The 19,418-nt window shown below is 58.0% G+C and carries 17 protein-coding genes; 10 read left to right on the top strand and 7 right to left on the bottom strand.

The genetic code is table 11. The features are described from left to right. Position 1: 1 nt before the first annotated feature. Positions 2 to 889, bottom strand: a complete 888-nt coding sequence (locus BZ163_RS34080; RefSeq protein WP_128874615.1) for a lysophospholipid acyltransferase — start codon at positions 887 to 889, stop codon at positions 2 to 4. A gap of 40 nt (positions 890 to 929) precedes the next feature. Further along, positions 930 to 1,487: a DNA-3-methyladenine glycosylase I gene (gene tag / locus BZ163_RS34075; protein ID WP_128874614.1), complete on the bottom strand. Its 558-nt coding sequence runs from the start codon at positions 1,485 to 1,487 to the stop codon at positions 930 to 932. 81 nt (positions 1,488 to 1,568) lie between these two features. On the opposite strand from tag, the gene glyQ reads away from it, so the two are divergent. The 4 genes from glyQ (at position 1,569) to BZ163_RS34055 (ending at position 5,977) form a co-directional block, all read left to right on the top strand. Next, positions 1,569 to 2,522, top strand: coding sequence for a glycine--tRNA ligase subunit alpha (glyQ, locus tag BZ163_RS34070; protein WP_064680830.1), 954 nt, complete (start codon positions 1,569 to 1,571; stop codon positions 2,520 to 2,522). Further along, on the top strand, positions 2,519 to 4,573 hold the full coding sequence (gene glyS / locus BZ163_RS34065; protein ID WP_128874613.1) for a glycine--tRNA ligase subunit beta: 2,055 nt from the start codon (positions 2,519 to 2,521) through the stop codon (positions 4,571 to 4,573). Before glyQ ends, glyS begins: the two co-directional genes overlap by 4 nt. Before the next feature lie 4 nt (positions 4,574 to 4,577). Continuing rightward, positions 4,578 to 5,117: a D-glycero-beta-D-manno-heptose 1,7-bisphosphate 7-phosphatase gene (gene gmhB, locus BZ163_RS34060; protein WP_168187441.1), complete on the top strand. Its 540-nt coding sequence runs from the start codon at positions 4,578 to 4,580 to the stop codon at positions 5,115 to 5,117. Positions 5,118 to 5,197: 80 nt separating this feature from the next. Beyond that, positions 5,198 to 5,977: a 1-acyl-sn-glycerol-3-phosphate acyltransferase gene (locus BZ163_RS34055; protein WP_128874611.1), complete on the top strand. Its 780-nt coding sequence runs from the start codon at positions 5,198 to 5,200 to the stop codon at positions 5,975 to 5,977. A gap of 180 nt (positions 5,978 to 6,157) precedes the next feature. On the opposite strand, the gene BZ163_RS34050 is transcribed toward BZ163_RS34055, so the two are convergent. Beyond that, positions 6,158 to 7,690, bottom strand: a complete 1,533-nt coding sequence (locus tag BZ163_RS34050; protein ID WP_128874610.1) for a sensor histidine kinase KdpD — start codon at positions 7,688 to 7,690, stop codon at positions 6,158 to 6,160. 156 nt (positions 7,691 to 7,846) lie between these two features. On the opposite strand from BZ163_RS34050, the gene BZ163_RS34045 reads away from it, so the two are divergent. Then, positions 7,847 to 8,566: a response regulator transcription factor gene (locus BZ163_RS34045; protein ID WP_128874609.1), complete on the top strand. Its 720-nt coding sequence runs from the start codon at positions 7,847 to 7,849 to the stop codon at positions 8,564 to 8,566. Between the two features lie 50 nt (positions 8,567 to 8,616). Here the strand turns inward: BZ163_RS34045 and gyrB are convergent, their stop codons facing one another. From gyrB to dnaA, 4 genes are read right to left on the bottom strand one after another with little or no spacing between them, the layout of a single operon-like run. After that, on the bottom strand, positions 8,617 to 11,034 hold the full coding sequence (gyrB, locus tag BZ163_RS34040; protein ID WP_128874608.1) for a DNA topoisomerase (ATP-hydrolyzing) subunit B: 2,418 nt from the start codon (positions 11,032 to 11,034) through the stop codon (positions 8,617 to 8,619). Between the two features lie 5 nt (positions 11,035 to 11,039). Continuing rightward, a complete protein-coding gene (gene recF / locus BZ163_RS34035) occupies positions 11,040 to 12,143 on the bottom strand; it encodes a DNA replication/repair protein RecF (RefSeq protein WP_128874607.1) in 1,104 nt (367 codons plus the stop codon). 20 nt (positions 12,144 to 12,163) lie between these two features. Further along, positions 12,164 to 13,267, bottom strand: coding sequence for a DNA polymerase III subunit beta (gene dnaN / locus BZ163_RS34030; RefSeq protein ID WP_064680536.1), 1,104 nt, complete (start codon positions 13,265 to 13,267; stop codon positions 12,164 to 12,166). A 39-nt stretch (positions 13,268 to 13,306) separates the two neighbouring features. Further along, positions 13,307 to 14,827, bottom strand: coding sequence for a chromosomal replication initiator protein DnaA (dnaA, locus tag BZ163_RS34025; protein WP_128874606.1), 1,521 nt, complete (start codon positions 14,825 to 14,827; stop codon positions 13,307 to 13,309). A 566-nt stretch (positions 14,828 to 15,393) separates the two neighbouring features. Here dnaA and rpmH point away from each other — a divergent pair. From rpmH to mnmE, 5 genes are all read left to right on the top strand, one after another. Continuing rightward, positions 15,394 to 15,528: a 50S ribosomal protein L34 gene (gene rpmH, locus BZ163_RS34020; RefSeq protein WP_003213577.1), complete on the top strand. Its 135-nt coding sequence runs from the start codon at positions 15,394 to 15,396 to the stop codon at positions 15,526 to 15,528. A gap of 16 nt (positions 15,529 to 15,544) precedes the next feature. Next, a complete protein-coding gene (rnpA, locus tag BZ163_RS34015) occupies positions 15,545 to 15,946 on the top strand; it encodes a ribonuclease P protein component (RefSeq protein ID WP_197678881.1) in 402 nt (133 codons plus the stop codon). Beyond that, on the top strand, positions 15,939 to 16,184 hold the full coding sequence (yidD, locus tag BZ163_RS34010) for a membrane protein insertion efficiency factor YidD (RefSeq protein ID WP_074872215.1): 246 nt from the start codon (positions 15,939 to 15,941) through the stop codon (positions 16,182 to 16,184). Before rnpA ends, yidD begins: the two co-directional genes overlap by 8 nt. Positions 16,185 to 16,186: 2 nt before the next feature. After that, positions 16,187 to 17,875: a membrane protein insertase YidC gene (gene yidC / locus BZ163_RS34005; protein ID WP_128874604.1), complete on the top strand. Its 1,689-nt coding sequence runs from the start codon at positions 16,187 to 16,189 to the stop codon at positions 17,873 to 17,875. 79 nt (positions 17,876 to 17,954) lie between these two features. After that, positions 17,955 to 19,325, top strand: coding sequence for a tRNA uridine-5-carboxymethylaminomethyl(34) synthesis GTPase MnmE (gene mnmE, locus BZ163_RS34000; protein ID WP_128874603.1), 1,371 nt, complete (start codon positions 17,955 to 17,957; stop codon positions 19,323 to 19,325). Positions 19,326 to 19,418: the final 93 nt, after the last annotated feature.

Here is a 19,418-nt window from a genome sequence, read left to right as displayed (position 1 = left end):
GTCAATACCAACGTTCTTCACCCGGCGGGCGCTTCTTGAAGCGCTTCATGCTCCACATGTATTGGCTCGGGTAAGCCCGGACATACCGCTCCACCACCTGGCTCATGGCCGCGCAGGATGTCTCGGTGTCGGTGCTGTACATGGCTTCTGGCGCGGCTTCGAGGATCACCTTGTACCCCGAACCGTCCGGCAGCCGCAGGGCATGCAGGAACACGCCGACCGCTTTGCCGCCCGCGAGCATGTTCGGGACGAATTTGCTGGTCAGTGCCTGCGTGGCGAAAAACGGCACGAAGATCCCGGCGGATTCGGCGGGTTCCGGATCGGCGGGAATCCCTACGGCCCCCCCTCTGCGCACTTCCTTGATCACGCTGAGGATGCCTTCCTTGGTGGATGCGGCAACCCGGTTGCCCAGCTGCACCCGCTGCTTGCGCAGCAAATCATCCACCGCCTTCAGCTTGGGCGGACGATAGAAAATGATCGGTTTGCACTGATTGCAATAGAAGTGGTTCAACACCTCCCAATTGCCCAGATGGCTGGTGATACCGACGACGCCTTTGCCGGAGGCGAGGGCGTCCTTCAATACGTCGAGCCCCTCGACTTCGCGTACCAGATCGATCGAGCGCTGCGCCGGCCAGATCCAGGCGCAGGCACTTTCGGTCAGGGACTTGCCGATGTCTTTCAGGCTCTGGCCGACCAGGCGCTCCCGTTCAGCCGGATCCATGTCGGGGAAGCACTTGGCAAGATTGATCCGCACCACGTCGCGGGAACGGTTGGGGGTTTTCCACATGACCCAGCCAATGGCCGCGCCGACGGCCTGCACGGCCCGCCACGGGAGCAGGGCAAACAGCCGCAGAGCGCCTACCAGCATGGCGCCTTTAAACTTTTCCACAGGTCACTCCTGATCTTGTGCTGTGCGCGAGGCGGCCATTCTAACCGCCGTTCACCAGAGTCGCGTAGCGATCGCAATCCCGGGTATGGTCCATGACCATGCCCGAAGCCTGCATCAATGCATAACAAATGGTCGGGCCGACGAAGGTGAAACCGGCCTTTTTCAGGCCTTTGCTCATTTCCACGGCGGTCGGCGTCACGGCCGGCACCTCGGTTCGATCCTTGAAATGATTGATCACAGGCTGGCCACCGACGAACGACCAGAGAAACGCCACCGGGTCCTCCAGCGCCAGCCAGGCCTGGGCATTGCGCCGGGCTGCGTTGAGTTTGAGGCGATTGCGGATGATCCCCGGATCGAGCATCAATTGATCGATCTCGGCGTCGCTCATCTGCGCCACGCGCTGGACGTCGAAGCCGAATAATACCTCGCGATAACGCTCGCGTTTACGCAGTACCGTGATCCAGGACAGGCCGGCCTGGAACCCTTCGAGCAAAAGCAACTCGAATAATCCCTGCGCATCGCGTAGCGGCGTACCCCACTCCTGATCGTGATAAGCCATGTACAGCGGATCTTCGGAACACCAAAAGCAGCGTGGCATAAGGCTCCAGGGGGCGTGCGCAGGACCGAATCGGGTATACTCCCGCTCTTTAAATCGCAGCCCAAGAAACAGGTGAATTTCGTGAGCCAGCCTACGCCAGCCGTGCGTACCTTCCAAGACTTGATCCTCGCCCTCCAGCAATACTGGGCCGAGCAAGGTTGCGTGGTACTTCAGCCCTACGATATGGAAGTAGGCGCCGGCACTTTCCACACTGCCACGTTCCTGCGCGCCATCGGCCCGGAAACCTGGAACGCCGCTTATGTGCAGCCCAGTCGTCGCCCGACTGACGGCCGCTACGGCGAAAACCCGAACCGTCTGCAGCACTACTATCAGTTCCAGGTAGTCCTGAAGCCGAACCCGGACAACTTCCAGGAACTGTACCTGGGCTCCCTCAAGCATGTCGGCCTGGACCCGTTGGTCCACGACATCCGTTTTGTCGAAGACAACTGGGAATCGCCGACGTTGGGCGCCTGGGGTCTGGGCTGGGAAGTCTGGCTCAACGGCATGGAAGTGACGCAGTTCACGTACTTCCAGCAGGCGGGCGGCATCGAGTGCTACCCGGTGACCGGCGAGATCACCTACGGTCTTGAGCGCCTGGCCATGTACCTGCAAGGCGTGGACTCGGTCTACGACCTGGTCTGGGCTGACGGTCCGATGGGCAAAGTGACCTACGGCGACGTGTTCCACCAGAACGAAGTGGAGCAGTCGACCTACAACTTCGAACACGCCAACGTCGAGAAGCTGTTCGAGCTGTTCGATTTCTACGAAAGCGAAGCCAAGCGCCTGATCGAACTCGAGCAGCCGCTGCCGTTGCCGAGCTACGAAATGGTGTTGAAGGCCTCCCACACCTTCAACCTGCTGGATGCGCGCCGGGCGATCTCGGTGACCGCACGTCAGCAATACATCCTGCGTGTACGCACCCTGGCGCGTTCCGTTGCGCAAGCCTACCTGCTGGCTCGCGCCAAGCTGGGCTTCCCGATGGCGACCCCGGACCTGCGTGATGAAGTACTGGCCAAGCTGGAGGCTGCACAATGAGTGCGCAAGATTTTCTGGTTGAACTGGGCACCGAAGAACTGCCACCCAAAGCCCTGAACACCCTGGCCGACGCGTTCCTCGCCGGTATCGACAAGGGCCTGCAAGCCGCGGGCCTGAACTACGAGACCAAAACCGTCTACGCCGCACCGCGCCGCCTGGCTGTGCTGATCACCTCGCTGGCCACCCACCAGCCGGATCGCAGCATCAACCTCGACGGCCCGCCACGCCAGGCCGCGTTCGATGCCGAAGGCAATCCGACTCAAGCGGCATTGGGTTTCGCCAAGAAGTGCGGCGTCGACCTGAGCGAAATCGATCAGAGCGGCCCGAAACTGCGCTACAGCCAGAGCATCGCCGGCAAACCGACCGCGAGCCTGCTGCCGACCATCGTCGAAGACTCCCTGAACGACCTGCCGATTCCAAAGCGCATGCGCTGGGGCGCCCGCAAGGAAGAGTTCGTGCGTCCGACCCAGTGGCTGGTGATGCTGCTCGGTGACCAGGTCATCGACTGCACCATCCTCGCCCAGAAAGCCGGCCGTGATTCCCGTGGTCATCGCTTCCATCACCCGGAAAGCGTGCGCATCACCTCGCCAGCCAACTACCTGAGCGACCTGCGTGCCGCTTATGTACTGGCCGACTCCAACGAACGTCGCGAGCTGATCAGCAAGCGCACCGAAGAGTTGGCGACGATGCAGGAAGGCAAGGCGATCGTTCCACCGGGCCTGCTCGACGAAGTGACTGCGCTGGTGGAATGGCCGGTGCCGCTGGTGTGCTCGTTCGAGGAACGTTTCCTCGACGTACCGCAAGAAGCCCTGATCACCACCATGCAGGACAACCAGAAGTACTTCTGCCTGCTGGACGCCGACGGCAAGTTGCTGCCACGTTTCATTACCGTGGCCAACATCGAAAGCAAAGACCCGCAACAAATCATCGCCGGTAACGAGAAAGTGGTTCGCCCACGCCTGACCGACGCCGAATTCTTCTTCAAGCAAGACAAGAAGCAGAAACTCGAAGACTTCAACCTGCGCCTGCAAAACGTGGTGTTCCAGGAAAAACTCGGCAGCGTCTACGACAAGGCCGAGCGTGTTTCCAAACTGGCCGCCTTCATCGCGCAGCGCATTGGCGGCAACGCAGCCTGGGCCTCCCGTGCCGGCCTGCTGTCCAAGTGCGACCTGGCGACCGAAATGGTCGGTGAGTTCCCGGAGATGCAAGGTGTCGCCGGTTATTACTACGCCCTCAACGACGGCGAGCCGGAAGAAGTCGCCCTGGCGCTGAACGAGCAGTACATGCCGCGCGGTGCCGGTGCAGAGCTGCCGACGACCCTGACCGGTGCGGCCGTGGCCATCGCTGACAAGCTCGACACGCTGGTGGGCATTTTCGGCATCGGCATGCTGCCAACCGGTAGCAAAGACCCGTACGCCTTGCGTCGTGCCGCCCTGGGTGTGTTGCGCATCCTGATCGACAAGAAGCTCGACCTCGATTTGAACGACGCCGTAGCGTTTGCCGTGAATGCGTTCGGTACCAAGGTCAAGGCTGCCGGCCTGAACGACTCGGTACTGGAGTTCATCTTCGACCGTCTGCGTGCCCGTTACGAAGACGAGGGTGTCGATGTCGGGACTTACCTGTCGGTGCGTGCCCTGAAACCGGGCTCGGCGCTGGACTTCGATCAGCGCGTCCAAGCGGTAGAGGCGTTCCGCAAATTGCCGCAAGCCGCTGCCCTGGCCGCGGTGAACAAGCGCGTTTCGAACCTGCTGAGCAAGGTAGAGGGTTCTATACCTTCGGTCGTAGAAGCCAAGTACTTCGACAACGCCAACGAGTTCTCCCTGTATTCGGCGATCCAGCAGGCGGACCAGGCTGTCCAGCCGATGGCTGCTGCGCGTCAGTACAGCGAATCCCTGGCACGCCTGGCGGCCTTGCGCGAGCCGGTGGATGCGTTCTTCGAAGCCGTGATGGTCAATGCCGACGACGCCAAAGTGCGCGCCAACCGCTATGCGTTGCTGGCGCGTTTGCGTGGGCTGTTCCTCGGTGTCGCCGACATTTCACTGCTGGGCTGAGGGATTGCTGTTGAAACTGCTGATTCTCGATCGGGACGGGGTGATCAATTACGACTCCGACGCTTACATCAAGTCGGTGGAGGAGTGGATTCCACTCCCCGGTTCAATCGAAGCCATCGCGCAGTTGAGCAAAGCCGGCTGGACGGTGGCCGTGGCCACCAACCAGTCGGGCATCGCTCGCGGCTATTACGACATCGCCACCCTGGACGCCATGCACGAGCGCTTGCGCTCGCTGGTGGCGGAGCAGGGTGGGGAAGTCGGGCTGATCGTCTACTGCCCGCACGGGCCGGACGACGGTTGCGATTGCCGCAAACCACAACCGGGGATGTTGAAAACCATCGCCGCGCATTACAACGTAGCGCTGACCAATCTATGGTTCGTCGGCGATACTCTCGGTGACCTGGAAGCCGCCAAAGCCGTCGATTCTCAGCCAGTTTTGGTAAAGACCGGAAAAGGCGAAAAGACTCTGGGCAAGACCCTGCCGGTGGGCACCTTGATTTTTGACGATCTGGCGGCGATTGCCGCAGAACTTATCCACAATTGAGCGCTTTTGATATTCCTGGCCAAGGATTGATCAGGAGTGCGCTGATATAGACGGGCAATGCCCGCACGGTAAACGTCGCCATGTCGATACTGCAGGCCATCAGAACTTTCCTCTTTTACCTGCTGCTGGGCACCAGCTCTTTGCTCTGGTGCAGCCTGAGCTTTTTTATCGCACCTTTTCTCCCGTTCAAGGCGCGCTATCGCTTTATCAATGTCTACTGGTGCCGCTGCGCCTTGTGGCTGAGCAAAGTCTTTCTGGGCATCAGCCATGAAATCAAAGGCGCAGAGAACGTGCCTGACCAGCCCTGCGTGATTCAATCCAATCACCAGAGCACCTGGGAGACCTTCTTTCTCTCGGCCTACTTCGAGCCACTGAGCCAAGTGCTCAAGCGTGAACTGCTTTACGTTCCGTTCTTCGGTTGGGCGATGGCCATGCTGCGACCGATTGCCATCGACCGCGGCAATCCTAAAGCTGCGCTCAAGCACGTGGCGAAGAAGGGCGATGAATTGCTCAAAGATGGCGTGTGGGTACTGATCTTCCCGGAAGGGACGCGGGTTCCTTACGGCACCATCGGAAAATTCTCCCGCGGTGGCACCGCTTTGGCGGTCAATGCTGCGCTGCCGGTGCTGCCGATTGCGCACAATGCAGGCAAATACTGGCCGAAAACCGGTTGGGCGAAGAAGCCGGGCGTCATCACCGTGATCATCGGTGAACCCATGTACGCTGACGGCAGCGGCCCGCGCGCCATTGCCGAGCTGAACGATCGGGTCCAGGCCTGGAACGAGCAGATGCAGCGGGAAATGGGCTCAATTCCACCAGCCCCCCACACCCCGGCGGCCAGTGATCAAATGGCAGTCTGAGATTCTGTGGATAACCTGTGTATCGTTTTGCTTACAAGTGCCGTATTTGGCTTGTAGCTTTATGATTTATATACATATTTCATAAACACATAAAACGCCGAAAAAGGTGCATAAGTTTTTTTTGGGCGCAAAAAAGCCGGCTGATATAGCCGGTTTTTTTATGCCGGAAATAGCAGTATTTCAATCCCTGAGCAAAGGGAAATGCAGCCTGAAGCGAGTGCCTTGATCCACCACACTTTGGCACTCAATCCTTGCGCCATGTCGATCCATCACCGCCTTCACCATCGACAGCCCCAAACCTACGCCATCGATGCCGTGAGCTGAAGAAAGTCGCCGATACTGGCTGAACAGTTCGGGCAATTCCTCTGCGGCAATGCCTTTGCCTTGATCGATGATCTCGCACGTCAGCCAGCCTTCGGCGCAGTTGACTTGCACAATGATTCGAGTGCCGGGGCCGCTGTACTTGATGGCGTTTTCCAGCAGATTGAACAAGGCTCGAGTCAGCAGCGCCTGATCGGCCATGATCAAGCTTTCCTGCGCAACCTCATCCAGGTGATGGACCATTTCGATCTGCTTCAACTGTGCAATGGTCAACGTTTGATCGAAGACATCCAGCACCATCATCGCAAACAGGCTCGGCTGAAACTGATACGCCTCTGACTCGGCCTTGGCCAGTTGGACGAAACCGTCAGTCAATTCCAGGGCTCGACGCACCTGGCACTCGATCTGATCGAACAGCTGGGTGTCGCCGACGGCTTGATGTCGGTGGACGTCGAGCAGGGCGAGAATTGCCGAGTGGGGCGCCCGCAGATCATGGGACAAGAAGCGCAACAGTACGCCACGCTGCTCCTCGGCATCACGCTCAACGCTGAGGTCGGTCAGGCTCAATAACCAGCCGATAGGCGTTTCCCCGTCCACTGGCAGCAACGCAGCGCGCTCCAGACGCAGACTGCGTTCTTTGACGTCCCTGAACTCCACCAGCGGCAAAGTCGATAAGAATGGCCGAGGGCCTTCCACCAGTTCCGGATAACCCAGCCTGGCCAATTGCTCCAGCACGTCATCGCCCACCAGATCTGTGCCAAACAGATCCCGGGCATTACGGTTACCCAGCAAAATCCGGCCATGGGGATCACTGATCAAGGTGGCGACAGGCAAATACTCCAGGCCATCAGCGATAAAACGACGGGTATCACGGGTTCGCCCCATCGCTTGCTCCAGCGCCATGATCTGACCTTGCAAAGGGTCGTCAGTCGGAAATTGTGCACGACGGCGCTCAGGAAAGACCTTCGGCTCGCTGTCCAGCCGCTCCAGTTCCCAGCCAAAATAGGTCAGTACCACACTCAAGCGCCGCCAGTTCCAGATCAGGTAACCGAACAGCATGCCCAACAGACTCGCTGCAGGGGACCACCACCAGCCCAGTTTCGCCAACCCTACGCTCGCCAGCAGCGCACACCCCATGCCCACCAAGGTCAACCAGAGCGCCAGCCTTGGCCGAAGCAATAACAGACCCAGGACACAGGCGACCAGGCAAATAGACAACAACGCGCCCCACACACCCGAGCCGTCTCGTTGGCTGGTCTCGGCATTGAAAGAAAGAAGGCCCGTCAGGGGTAACAAAAGCAAGCTTATCCACAGCCATTCCCGGACCAATTGCCGAAACAACCTTTGGACTTGAGTCGGCTCGCGACTTTCCCGGCGTCGCTCATGATTCATAGGCAATACTGTCGTGAGAGTTGTAGGGAATTTCGTTCATGGGTCACAGTTCCCGGAGGAGGGCGCTTGAAGAATCATAGCGGACCTGCTTACTTTCACTCTCCAACCGAACGTGTATTGTCAGATAACATGCTGGCCGCCAAAGGAATAACGTACATGCGTGTCGCGATACTGGATGACGAACCGGCAGAACTGCGCAGGGTGGAACAGACTTTGCGGCAGATGGCCGAACCAGGTGAGCCTGCCTGGTCATTGCACAGCTTCGAGCAGGGAGAGGACCTGTTACGTCAATTGCGACGGGAAACATTCGACCTGCTGATCCTCGACTGGCAGTTGCCAGGTTTCAGTGGCCTGTCGCTGCTACGCTGGACCCGCGAGCACATGGACGCACCGCCCGCCGCGATCATGCTGACCAGCCGCGATGCTGAAAGCGATATCGTCCAGGCGTTGAATGCGGGCGCCGACGATTACGTCAGCAAGCCGTTTCGACCCAATGAACTGAAAGCCAGGGTGGCGGCAGTGTTGCGCCGGCATAGCCAGCAACGTGCGGCAGCGACCGAAGTGCTGAGTTTCAATGACCTGGTGTTCGATGATGCCGAGTTGACTGTAAACCGCGCCGGCAAAGCGATCGGAATGACCGAGCGGGAATACCGGCTGGCGCGTTGCCTGTTCAGTAACCTGGGACGGCCGCTGTCCCGGGAGTATCTGTATGAGCGGTTCTGGACCCATGAAGAGATGGTGTCGTCTCGACCGCTGGATACCCACATTTATCGCCTGCGCAACAAGCTTGGCCTGACGGCTGATCGCGGTTGGCAACTGCTGACGATTTATGGGTATGGGTATCGGTTGGAGAGTGTGGGGGCGGCAAGCGAGTAAAAAAAAAAGGCCAACGCGTGAACGGTGGCCTTTTTTTGACAAGCGCTGGATCAGAAATCCAGGTTGGATACCGCCAGGGCGTTGCTTTCGATGAAGTCACGACGTGGCTCGACCGCATCACCCATCAAGGTGTTGAAGATCTGATCCGCGCCAATGGCGTCTTCGATGGTGACTCTAAGCATCCGGCGCTGGCTTGGGTCCATGGTGGTTTCCCACAGCTGATCCGGGTTCATTTCACCCAGACCTTTGTATCGCTGGATGGTGTGACGCTTGGTGCTTTCAGTCATCAGCCATTCAAGTGCTTCCTTGAACTCGGTGACCGGCTTCTTGCGCTCGCCACGCTGGATATACGCGCCGTCGTCCAACAAGGTGCTCAGTTGAGCGCCCAGCGAAACAACCGTCTTGTAATCGTTACTGCCGAAGAAGTCGCGGTTGAACGTGACGTAGTTCGACAGGCCGTGGGAGATCAGTTCGACCTCAGGCAGCCAGACGTTACGTTCACGGTCTTCACGCAGGCTGGCTTTGTAAACCAGGCCGGACTTCTCGACGGTGCGCAGGCGAACTTCGTACTGGGCCAACCAATCCTGCATGGCGGCGTGATCGGACAGTTGCTCCATGCTCACTGCAGGCAAGTAGATGAAGTGCTCGGTCAGTTCCTGTGGGTACAGGCGCGACAGACGCTTGAGGGTCTTCATCACCAGGCGGAAGTCATTTACCAGACGCTCGAGCGCTTCACCGGAGATCCCCGGGGCTTCGTCGTTCAGGTGCAGGCTTGCATCTTCCAGGGCCGACTGCGTCATGTACTCTTCCATGGCGTCGTCGTCTTTGATGTATTGCTCTTGCTTGCCTTTCTTGACCTTGTACAGCGGCGGCTGTGCGATGTAGATGTAGCCGCGCTCGATCAGCTCCGGCAACTGACGGAAGAAGAAGGTCAGCAGCAGGGTACGGATGTGCGAACCGTCGACGTCAGCATCGGTCATGATGATGATGTTGTGGTAGCGCAGCTTGTCGATGTTGTACTCGTCACGGCCAATGCCGCAGCCCAGCGCGGTGATCAAGGTGCCCACTTCCTGCGAAGAGATCATCTTGTCGAAGCGTGCCTTCTCGACGTTCAGGATCTTGCCTTTCAACGGCAGGATGGCCTGGGTTCTACGGTTGCGTCCCTGCTTGGCGGAGCCGCCAGCAGAGTCACCTTCCACGAGGTACAGTTCGGAAAGGGCAGGGTCTTTTTCCTGGCAGTCAGCCAGTTTGCCCGGCAAGCCGGCAATATCCAGCGCACCTTTGCGACGGGTCATCTCACGGGCTTTACGCGCCGCTTCACGAGCCCGTGCCGCGTCGATCATCTTGCCGACGACCAGCTTGGCTTCGTTCGGGTTTTCCAGCAGGAAGTCGGAGAAGTACTTGCCCATTTCCTGTTCGACCGCGGTCTTCACTTCGGAAGAAACCAGCTTGTCTTTGGTCTGAGAGCTGAACTTCGGATCCGGCACTTTCACCGAAATGATCGCGGTCAGGCCTTCACGGGCATCGTCGCCAGTGGTCGCGACTTTGTGCTTCTTCGCCAGACCTTCCGCTTCGATGTAGGTGTTCAGGTTACGCGTCAGGGCCGAACGGAAACCCACCAGGTGAGTACCGCCATCGCGCTGTGGAATGTTGTTGGTGAAGCACAACAGGTTCTCGTTGAAGCTGTCGTTCCACTGCAGGGCGATTTCCACGCCGATGCCGTCTTCACGCTGGATGTTGAAGTGGAACACCTGGTTGACCGGGGTCTTGTTGGTGTTCAGATATTCAACGAACGCACGCAGGCCGCCTTCGTACTTGAACAACTCTTCCTTGCCGCTGCGCTCGTCCTTGAGGACGATGCCGACACCGGAGTTCAGGAAGGACAGTTCACGAATCCGCTTGGCCAGGATGTCCCAGCTGAAGTGGATATTCTTGAAGGTCAGGTCGGATGGCTTGAAGTGAATCTGGGTACCGGTGGTTTCGCTTTCGCCGACGATTTTCATCGGCTCTTTCGGAACACCATGGATGTAGGTCTGTTCCCAGATCTTGCCACTGCGGCGAACAGTCAACACCAGCTCTTCGGACAAGGCGTTCACAACAGACACACCCACACCGTGCAGGCCGCCGGATACTTTGTAGGAGTTGTCGTCGAACTTACCGCCGGCGTGCAGCACGGTCATGATGACCTCGGCTGCCGATACGCCTTCTTCTTTGTGGACGTCTACCGGGATGCCACGACCGTTGTCGCGAACGGTGATGGATTCGTCCGGGTGAATAATGATGCTGATGTCGTCGCAGTGACCGGCGAGCGCTTCGTCGATGGAGTTGTCGACTACCTCGAAGACCATGTGGTGCAGACCGCTGCCATCGTCGGTGTCACCAATGTACATACCGGGACGTTTGCGTACGGCATCCAGGCCTTTCAGCACTTTAATGCTCGTTGAGTCGTACGTATTTTCTTCGCTCAATGCCTTCACTCCCGATGGTCGTGGGTCTGGGTGATACGGCCCTGTTCCACGTGGAACAAAGCGACTGGCGTTTCCGTCTGCCAGCCTTCCCTCAATAATTCGTGATCTACACAGGTGATAAAGACCTGGCAGCGTAAGTCTTCCAGCAAGCGGCAAAGCGCGCGACGGTGGTGCTCGTCCAGTTCGGACGGCAGGTCATCCACCAGATAAATACACTGACCGCGTCGGGCTTGGCTGACCAAGTGTCCTTGGGCAATCCGCAACGCACACACCACCAACTTCTGCTGACCGCGGGACAAGATGTCTGCGGCGTTATGGGCGCCCAATCGAAGGCGCAAATCAGCGCGTTGTGGTCCGGCCTGGGTGTGACCCATTTGCTGATCCCGCTGTAGGGAACCGGCGAGCACGGCACTCAGCTCGCGGTCTTTATCCCAACCTCGGTAATAGCTGAGCGTTAAGCCCTCGAGCTCAACCAGTTCACTCAAGGTCTGTTCAAAGACTGGTTTCAAGGCTTTGATGTAAGCGCGGCGGTATTCATCAATTTCAGCGCTAGCCTGGCACAGTTCCCTGTCCCAAACCGCTTGCGAAACGGCGTCAAGTGTACCATGCCGCAGCCAAGAGTTTCTCTGGCGCAAGGCCTTCTGCAAGCGCTGCCAGGTGGACATGAAGCGCGGTTCCACGTGGAACACTCCCCAGTCGAGAAACTGTCTCCGAATCTTCGGCGCCCCCTCCAACAGCCGAAAGCTGTCGGGGTTGATCAGCTGTAACGGCAGGATCTCCGCCAGCTGCGCTGCGCTACGGGCGTTCTGTCCGTCGATGCGAATCTGGAACTCACCCTGGCGGTCGCGAGATATTCCCAACGCACTGTGCCCGCCCTCAGCCAATTCCACCTGACCAAACACCGTGCACGCCAACTGCTCGTATTGAATCATGGGCAATAGACGGGTGCTACGAAACGAACGGGCAAGCCCCAGCAGATGTATGGCTTCCAGAACACTGGTTTTGCCGCTGCCGTTGGCGCCGTAAAGAATATTGATTCGGGGAGAGGGGGAGAAGGTCACCGGGTGCAGATTGCGCACCGCGGTGACCGAGACGCGACTTAAGGACATCTAGCTTCTGCTGAGCATGATTACAGACGCATCGGCATGACAACGTAGGCCGAGTCGTCGTTGTCGGACTCTTGCACCAGCGCGCTGCTGTTGGAGTCGGACAGGATCAATCGAACTTGCTCGGTGGTCATCACGCCCAGCACGTCGAGCAGATAGCTCACGTTGAAGCCGATTTCCAGGGGGCCACCGTTGTACTCAACGCCCACTTCTTCTTCCGCTTCTTCCTGTTCCGGGTTATTGGCCTGGATTTTTAGCTGGCCATTAGCCAGCTGCAGGCGAATGCCACGGTATTTCTCGTTGGACAGAATTGCGGTACGGCTGAAGGCTTCACGCAAGGCCTGACGATCACCCAGCACCAGCTTGTCGCCGCCTTTTGGCAGAACTCGCTCGTAATCGGGGAATTTACCGTCGACCAGTTTCGAGGTGAAGGTGAACTCGCCGGTGGTGGCGCGGATGTGGTGTTGACCCAGGACGATGCTGACGATGCCGTCCGGCTCAGTCAGCAAGCGCGCCAGCTCAAGGATACCCTTGCGCGGCACGATGACCTGGTGGCGATCTGGCTGACCGATATCAGCCTGCATCGAGCACATGGCCAGACGGTGACCGTCTGTTGCCACGGCGCGGATGATGCCGGCAGAGACTTCCAGCAGCATGCCGTTCAGGTAGTACCGCACGTCCTGCTGGGCCATGGCGAAGCTGGTGCGCTCGATCAGACGACGCAATTTGCTTTGCTCCAGGCTGCAGGTCAGCGAGCCAGGGCCTTCTTCCACCGTCGGGAAATCGTTGGCCGGCAACGTCGACAAGGTAAAGCGGCTACGGCCGGCCTTCACCACAAGCTTCTGCTCGTCGACCTTGATGTCGATCAGCGCGTCGTTCGGCAAGCTTTTGCAGATGTCCATCAGCTTGCGCGCAGGCACCGTGATGGAACCCGGATCTGCAGGTTCTTCGAGTTGTACACGACCGACCAGCTCGACTTCCAGGTCGGTACCGGTCAGCGACAGTTGCTGGCCTTCGACAACCAGCAGCACGTTGGAGAGCACCGGCAAGGTCTGTCGGCGCTCGACGACGCCTGCGACCAGTTGCAGGGGTTTCAACAGGGCTTCGCGTTGAATGGTGAAATGCATGGTCTAGTCCCTTGCCTTAATAAGCTGCGCTGGTGTTCATCAAGTGGTCAGTGTACGCAGCAGGTTCTTGTAGTCCTCGCGGATGTCCGCGTCGGATTCCTTGAGTTCGTTGATCTTGCGGCAGGCGTGCAAAACGGTCGTGTGATCGCGGCCACCAAACACATCGCCGATTTCCGGCAGGCTGTGGTTAGTCAACTCTTTGGACAACGCCATGGCAACCTGACGCGGACGAGCGACCGAGCGTGAACGACGCTTGGACAGCAGGTCGGAAATCTTGATCTTGTAGTACTCGGCGACGGTGCGCTGAATGTTATCCACAGAGACCAGTTTGTCTTGCAGCGCCAACAAGTCTTTCAGGGATTCGCGAATCAGCTCGATGGTGATGTCGCGGCCCATGAAGTGCGAGTGGGCGATCACGCGTTTAAGCGCGCCTTCCAGTTCACGAACGTTGGAGCGAATACGCTGGGCAATGAAGAACGCCGCGTCGTGTGGCAGATCGACTTTGGCCTGGTCGGCCTTTTTCATCAGGATCGCCACGCGGGTTTCCAGCTCCGGCGGCTCGACGGCAACCGTCAGCCCCCAACCGAAGCGAGACTTGAGGCGCTCTTCGAGGCCTTCGATTTCTTTAGGATAGCGGTCACTGGTAAGAATGACCTGCTGTCCACCTTCAAGCAGGGCGTTGAAGGTGTGGAAAAATTCTTCCTGGGAGCGTTCCTTGCGGGCGAAGAACTGAATGTCATCGATCAACAGCGCGTCCACCGAACGGTAGAAGCGCTTGAATTCGTTGATCGCATTCAGCTGCAAGGCCTTGACCATGTCCGCCACGAAACGCTCGGAATGCAGGTACACGACCTTGGCATTCGGGTTCTTCTTTAATAGGTGGTTACCCACAGCGTGCATCAAGTGGGTTTTACCCAGGCCAACGCCACCATAAAGGAAGAGCGGGTTGTACCCGTGCTTGGGGTTGTCCGCTACCTGCCAGGCCGCGGCCCGGGCCAGTTGGTTGGACTTGCCTTCGACGAAGTTCTCGAAGGTGAAGGTGCGGTTCAGGTAGCTGGTGTGCTTGAGCGCGCCTTCGACCTGCACCGTGCGCTGTTCGGAGCGCACCGGGGCCTGTTGAGAACTCGCACCCGCCATCGGGTCGAAACTGTCGCGGGACGGCTCTTCACTGACGTCGGCAAGTTTCTGCGTCGATCGCTTGGTCGGCATGGCTGCCGGTGCGGGAGGCTGTGCGCTGACAGGCGCTTGAGCCGCCTGCGCCTGGGACGCTGCGGCAGCCAGCGGCGCATTAGGGGCGGCACGTGGCGCCGAACTGCGTTTGCTGCCTATTAATAAGGAAAGCGCAGGCGCCATGCCATTGCCATGCTCATCCAGCAGTTCGAGGACCCGGCCCAGGTACTTTTCGTTAACCCAGTCGAGAACAAAACGATTCGGTGCGTAGACACGCAACTCGTCGCCTTCGGCTTCGACCTGTAGTGGACGGATCCAAGTGTTGAATTGTTGGGCAGGCAGCTCATCGCGCAAAAGCTCCACGCACTGCTGCCATAGTTCCACTGACACGGATATCCCCTAAGTTGAAAGCCGGTGAGGCAAAAACAAGCGGCCATTGTAGCGACCAGACGCCGACTTATCCACACGTAGGTTATTCACTGCCGAATAAGAATCCGGGTTTTATAGGGGAAAAAGTCGACCAATGGTCTGTGCATAAGCCCTGTGGATAACCCATCCTAAGGTCGTTGCACAAGTGGGGGCGAAACTCGGTGGATAACCAGCCTGTGGATAAGAGGCCCTTTCACCCACAGGTTATCCGACAGCGCAGCACAGGCTGCCCCCTGTTTACCACGGTAGTTGTCATTCTCTGTACAGCTCGTAATTAAAGGGCTAGAGGTAGTTATCCACAGATGATCGCGACCCTAGCTTTTATAAGCTTTACAGAAAAGCTTTAAATACTTTCCTTCTTTATTTCTATATCTAGCGAAGGGCAGGCACCGCCAAAACCCCTGGAGATCTATTTATGAGGAAACGCTGGTTGGAAATTGACCTAGAGGCTTGCTTTCTCTAGAATCCCCGGTCTCTTAAAACGGGGGCCATTCCGGCCCGTTGTGGACGAATCAGGTAACACGACAATGAAACGTACTTTCCAACCAAGCACCATCAAACGCGCTCGTACCCACGGTTTCCGTGCTCGCATGGCTACCAAGAACGGTCGCGCCGTCCTGTCGCGTCGTCGCGCCAAAGGTCGTGCGCGTCTGGCAGTTTGATAATCCGGCACTGGAGGTGAGTCAGGACTTCAGTCGGGAAAAGCGCCTGCTTACCCCCCGGCATTTCAAGGCAGTCTTTGACTCCCCTACCGGCAAGGTTCCGGGGAAAAATCTCCTGCTCCTTGCGCGCAACAACGATCTTGATCACCCCCGTCTCGGGTTGGTTATCGGGAAAAAGAGCGTAAAGCTCTCCGTCGAGCGCAATCGCCTCAAACGTCTGATGCGCGAATCGTTCCGTCTGCACCAGGACTCACTGGTCGGCTGGGACATCGTAATCGTCGCGCGCAAAGGTTTGGGTGACGTAGAAAACCCCGAATTGATTCAGCATTTCGGCAAACTCTGGAAGCGTCTGGCACGCAGCTCGCCGGTACCAGCAGTCAAAACCGAAACTGTAGGGGTAGACAGTCCCGATGCGTAAACTGGCACTCGTTCCGATCCAGTTTTATCGCTATGCCATTAGTCCCCTGATGGCCAGTCACTGTCGTTTCTACCCCAGTTGTTCCTGCTACGCGTATGAAGCCATAGAAAATCATGGCCTTCTGCGCGGTGGCTGGCTGGCCTTTCGTCGTTTAGGTCGCTGTCATCCGTGGAATCCCGGTGGTTATGACCCGGTTCCATCTATCCCTACCTCCCGTTCTTCTTCGATGGCCGAGTAATCATGGATATCAAACGCACGATCCTGATCGTCGCCCTGGCAATCGTGTCCTACGTTATGGTTCTTAAATGGAACCAGGACTATGGCCAGGCTGCCCTGCCGACTCAGAATGTTGCTTCCAGTACTACCGCACCGGGTCTACCGGATACGGCGACTGGCAAAAATGCTTCCGTCAGTGACGACATCCCCCGCGCCCCAAGCGATACCAGTGCAACTGCACCTGCTGAAACACCAGTAGCGGCAAGCAAAGACCTCATCCAGATCAAAACGGATGTGCTCGACCTGGCAGTCGATCCACAAGGTGGCGATGTTGCCCAGCTGAAATTGCCGTTGTATCCACGCCGTCAGGACCATCCGGAAATTCCGTTCCAGCTGTTCGATAACGGCGGTGAACTGACTTACCTGGCGCAAAGCGGCCTGATCGGTACCAACGGCCCGGATGCAAGCCCGGCCGGTCGTCCGGTCTACTCCTCGGAGAAGAAGACTTATCAACTGGCTGACGGTCAGGACCAATTGGTCGTGGACCTGAAGTTCAGCAAGGATGGCGTCAATTACATCAAGCGTTTCACCCTGAAACGTGGCCTGTATGACGTCACCGTGTCCTACCTGATCGATAACCAGAGCGCGCAGCCGTGGTCCGGTGCGATGTTCGCGCAACTGAAGCGCGACGCCAGCGGCGATCCTTCCTCCACTACCGCTACCGGTACCGCGACTTACCTGGGCGCTGCCCTGTGGACAAGTAACGAGCCGTACAAGAAAGTGTCCATGAAGGACATGGACAAGGCGCAGTTGAAGGAAACGGTCACTGGTGGTTGGGTTGCCTGGTTGCAACACTACTTCGTTACCGCCTGGATTCCGGCGAAGGGCGAAAACAACGTCGTCCAGACCCGTAAAGACAGTAAGGGCAACTACATCATCGGTTATACCGGCCCGGCAATGAGCGTCGCGCCAGGTGCAAAAGCCGAGACCAGTGCAGTTCTGTACGCGGGCCCGAAAAGCCAGGCAGTGCTCAAAGAGTTGTCCCCAGGTCTGGAACTGACCGTCGACTACGGCATTCTGTGGTTCATCGCCCAGCCAATCTTCTGGTTGCTGGGACACATCCACGCAATCGTCGGTAACTGGGGCTGGTCGATCATCTTCCTGACCATGCTGATCAAGGGGATTTTCTTCCCGCTGTCGGCTGCCAGCTACAAATCCATGGCGCGCATGCGTGCAGTGGCGCCGAAACTGGCTGCGCTGAAAGAGCAACATGGCGACGACCGGCAGAAAATGTCGCAAGCCATGATGGAGCTGTACAAGAAAGAGAAGATCAATCCGCTGGGTGGTTGCTTGCCAATCCTCGTGCAGATGCCGGTTTTCCTTTCGCTGTACTGGGTTCTGCTGGAAAGCGTTGAAATGCGCCAGGCGCCGTTCATGCTGTGGATTACGGACTTGTCGATCAAGGATCCGTTCTTCATTCTGCCGATCATCATGGGTGTCACCATGTTTATCCAGCAGCAGTTGAACCCGACGCCTCCGGATCCGATGCAGGCCAAGGTGATGAAGCTGATGCCAATCATCTTCACCTTCTTCTTCCTGTGGTTCCCGGCGGGTCTGGTTCTGTACTGGGTTGTGAACAACGTGTTGTCGATCGCCCAACAGTGGTACATCACGCGTAAGATCGAAGCGGCTATGAAAAAAGCCGAGGCGTAACTTGCTCTGTGGTTAACCACTCAAAACGCCCCCTAGTGGGGCGTTTTGCTATCTGTCACTTTTGTCTGGATACCGGTTTATGAGCGTTCCTCGTGAAACCATCGCTGCCGTCGCCACCGCCCAAGGCCGTGGCGGCGTCGGCATCGTCCGTATTTCCGGGCCTCTGGCGAGTGTCGCGGCCAAGGCCTTCAGCGGGCGTGAACTCAAGCCGCGATTCGCCCACTACGGCCCCTTCCTCAGTGAAAACGATGAGGTTCTGGACCAAGGCATTGCCCTGTATTTCCCGGGGCCGAACTCGTTCACCGGCGAAGATGTATTGGAACTCCAAGGCCATGGCGGCCCGATTGTTCTGGATATGCTGCTCAAGCGTTGCCTGGAACTGGGCTGCCGACTGGCCCGACCCGGTGAATTCAGCGAACGCGCCTTCCTCAACGACAAGCTCGACCTGGCCCAGGCCGAAGCCATCGCCGACTTGATCGAGGCGAGCTCGGCCCAAGCGGCACGCAATGCCCTGCGCTCCTTGCAGGGTGCATTTTCCGAACGTGTGCATCACCTCACCGAGCAATTGATTGGCCTGCGGATCTATGTCGAAGCGGCCATCGATTTCCCGGAGGAAGAAATCGACTTCCTTGCCGATGGCCATGTACTGAGCATGCTCGACAAGGTACGTGATGAGTTATCCACCGTATTGCGTGAAGCCGGGCAGGGGGCATTGTTGCGCGACGGCATGACGGTGGTGATTGCCGGACGACCGAATGCGGGGAAATCCAGCCTGCTGAATGCATTGGCCGGTCGTGAAGCGGCGATCGTCACCGAGATTGCCGGCACGACCCGTGACATTCTTCGCGAACATATCCACATCGATGGCATGCCGCTGCATGTGGTCGATACCGCAGGTTTGCGCGATACCGATGATCATGTGGAAAAAATCGGCGTCGAGCGGGCATTGAAGGCCATTGGCGAAGCCGATCGCGTATTGCTGGTGGTCGACGCCACCGCACCCGAAGCACTTGATCCATTCGCGTTGTGGCCTGAATTCCTGGAAACCCGTCCGGACCCGGCGAAAGTCACGTTGATCCGCAACAAGGCAGACCTGACCGGCGAAGCCATTGCCATGGAAGTCAGCGAGGATGGACACGTCACCATCAGCCTCAGCGCCAAATCTGCCGGCGACGGCCTGGAACTGCTGCGTGATCATCTCAAGGCCTGCATGGGCTATGAACAGACCTCCGAGAGCAGCTTCAGCGCTCGCAGGCGTCACCTTGAAGCGTTGCGCCATGCCAGTGCTTCCCTCGAGCACGGCCGTGCGCAGTTGACGTTGGCAGGTGCCGGTGAACTGCTGGCCGAAGATCTGCGCCAGGCCCAGCACGCTTTAGGTGAAATCACCGGTGCGTTCAGCTCCGATGACCTGCTTGGACGGATCTTTTCCAGCTTCTGTATCGGTAAATAGGGGCCATCACCTACGGAAAGAATACGATCTTTGTAGGAGCTGGCTTGCCAGCGAAGGCGGACTTTCTGACAAATCAATATTGAATGTGACTGC

Source organism: Pseudomonas sp. VI4.1 (genome assembly GCF_002029345.1).
In the GTDB taxonomy this organism is placed as follows: Bacteria; Pseudomonadota; Gammaproteobacteria; order Pseudomonadales; family Pseudomonadaceae; genus Aquipseudomonas.
Note: the sequence above shows the minus strand (reverse complement) of the source record. Positions and strands in the feature narration are given on the sequence as shown.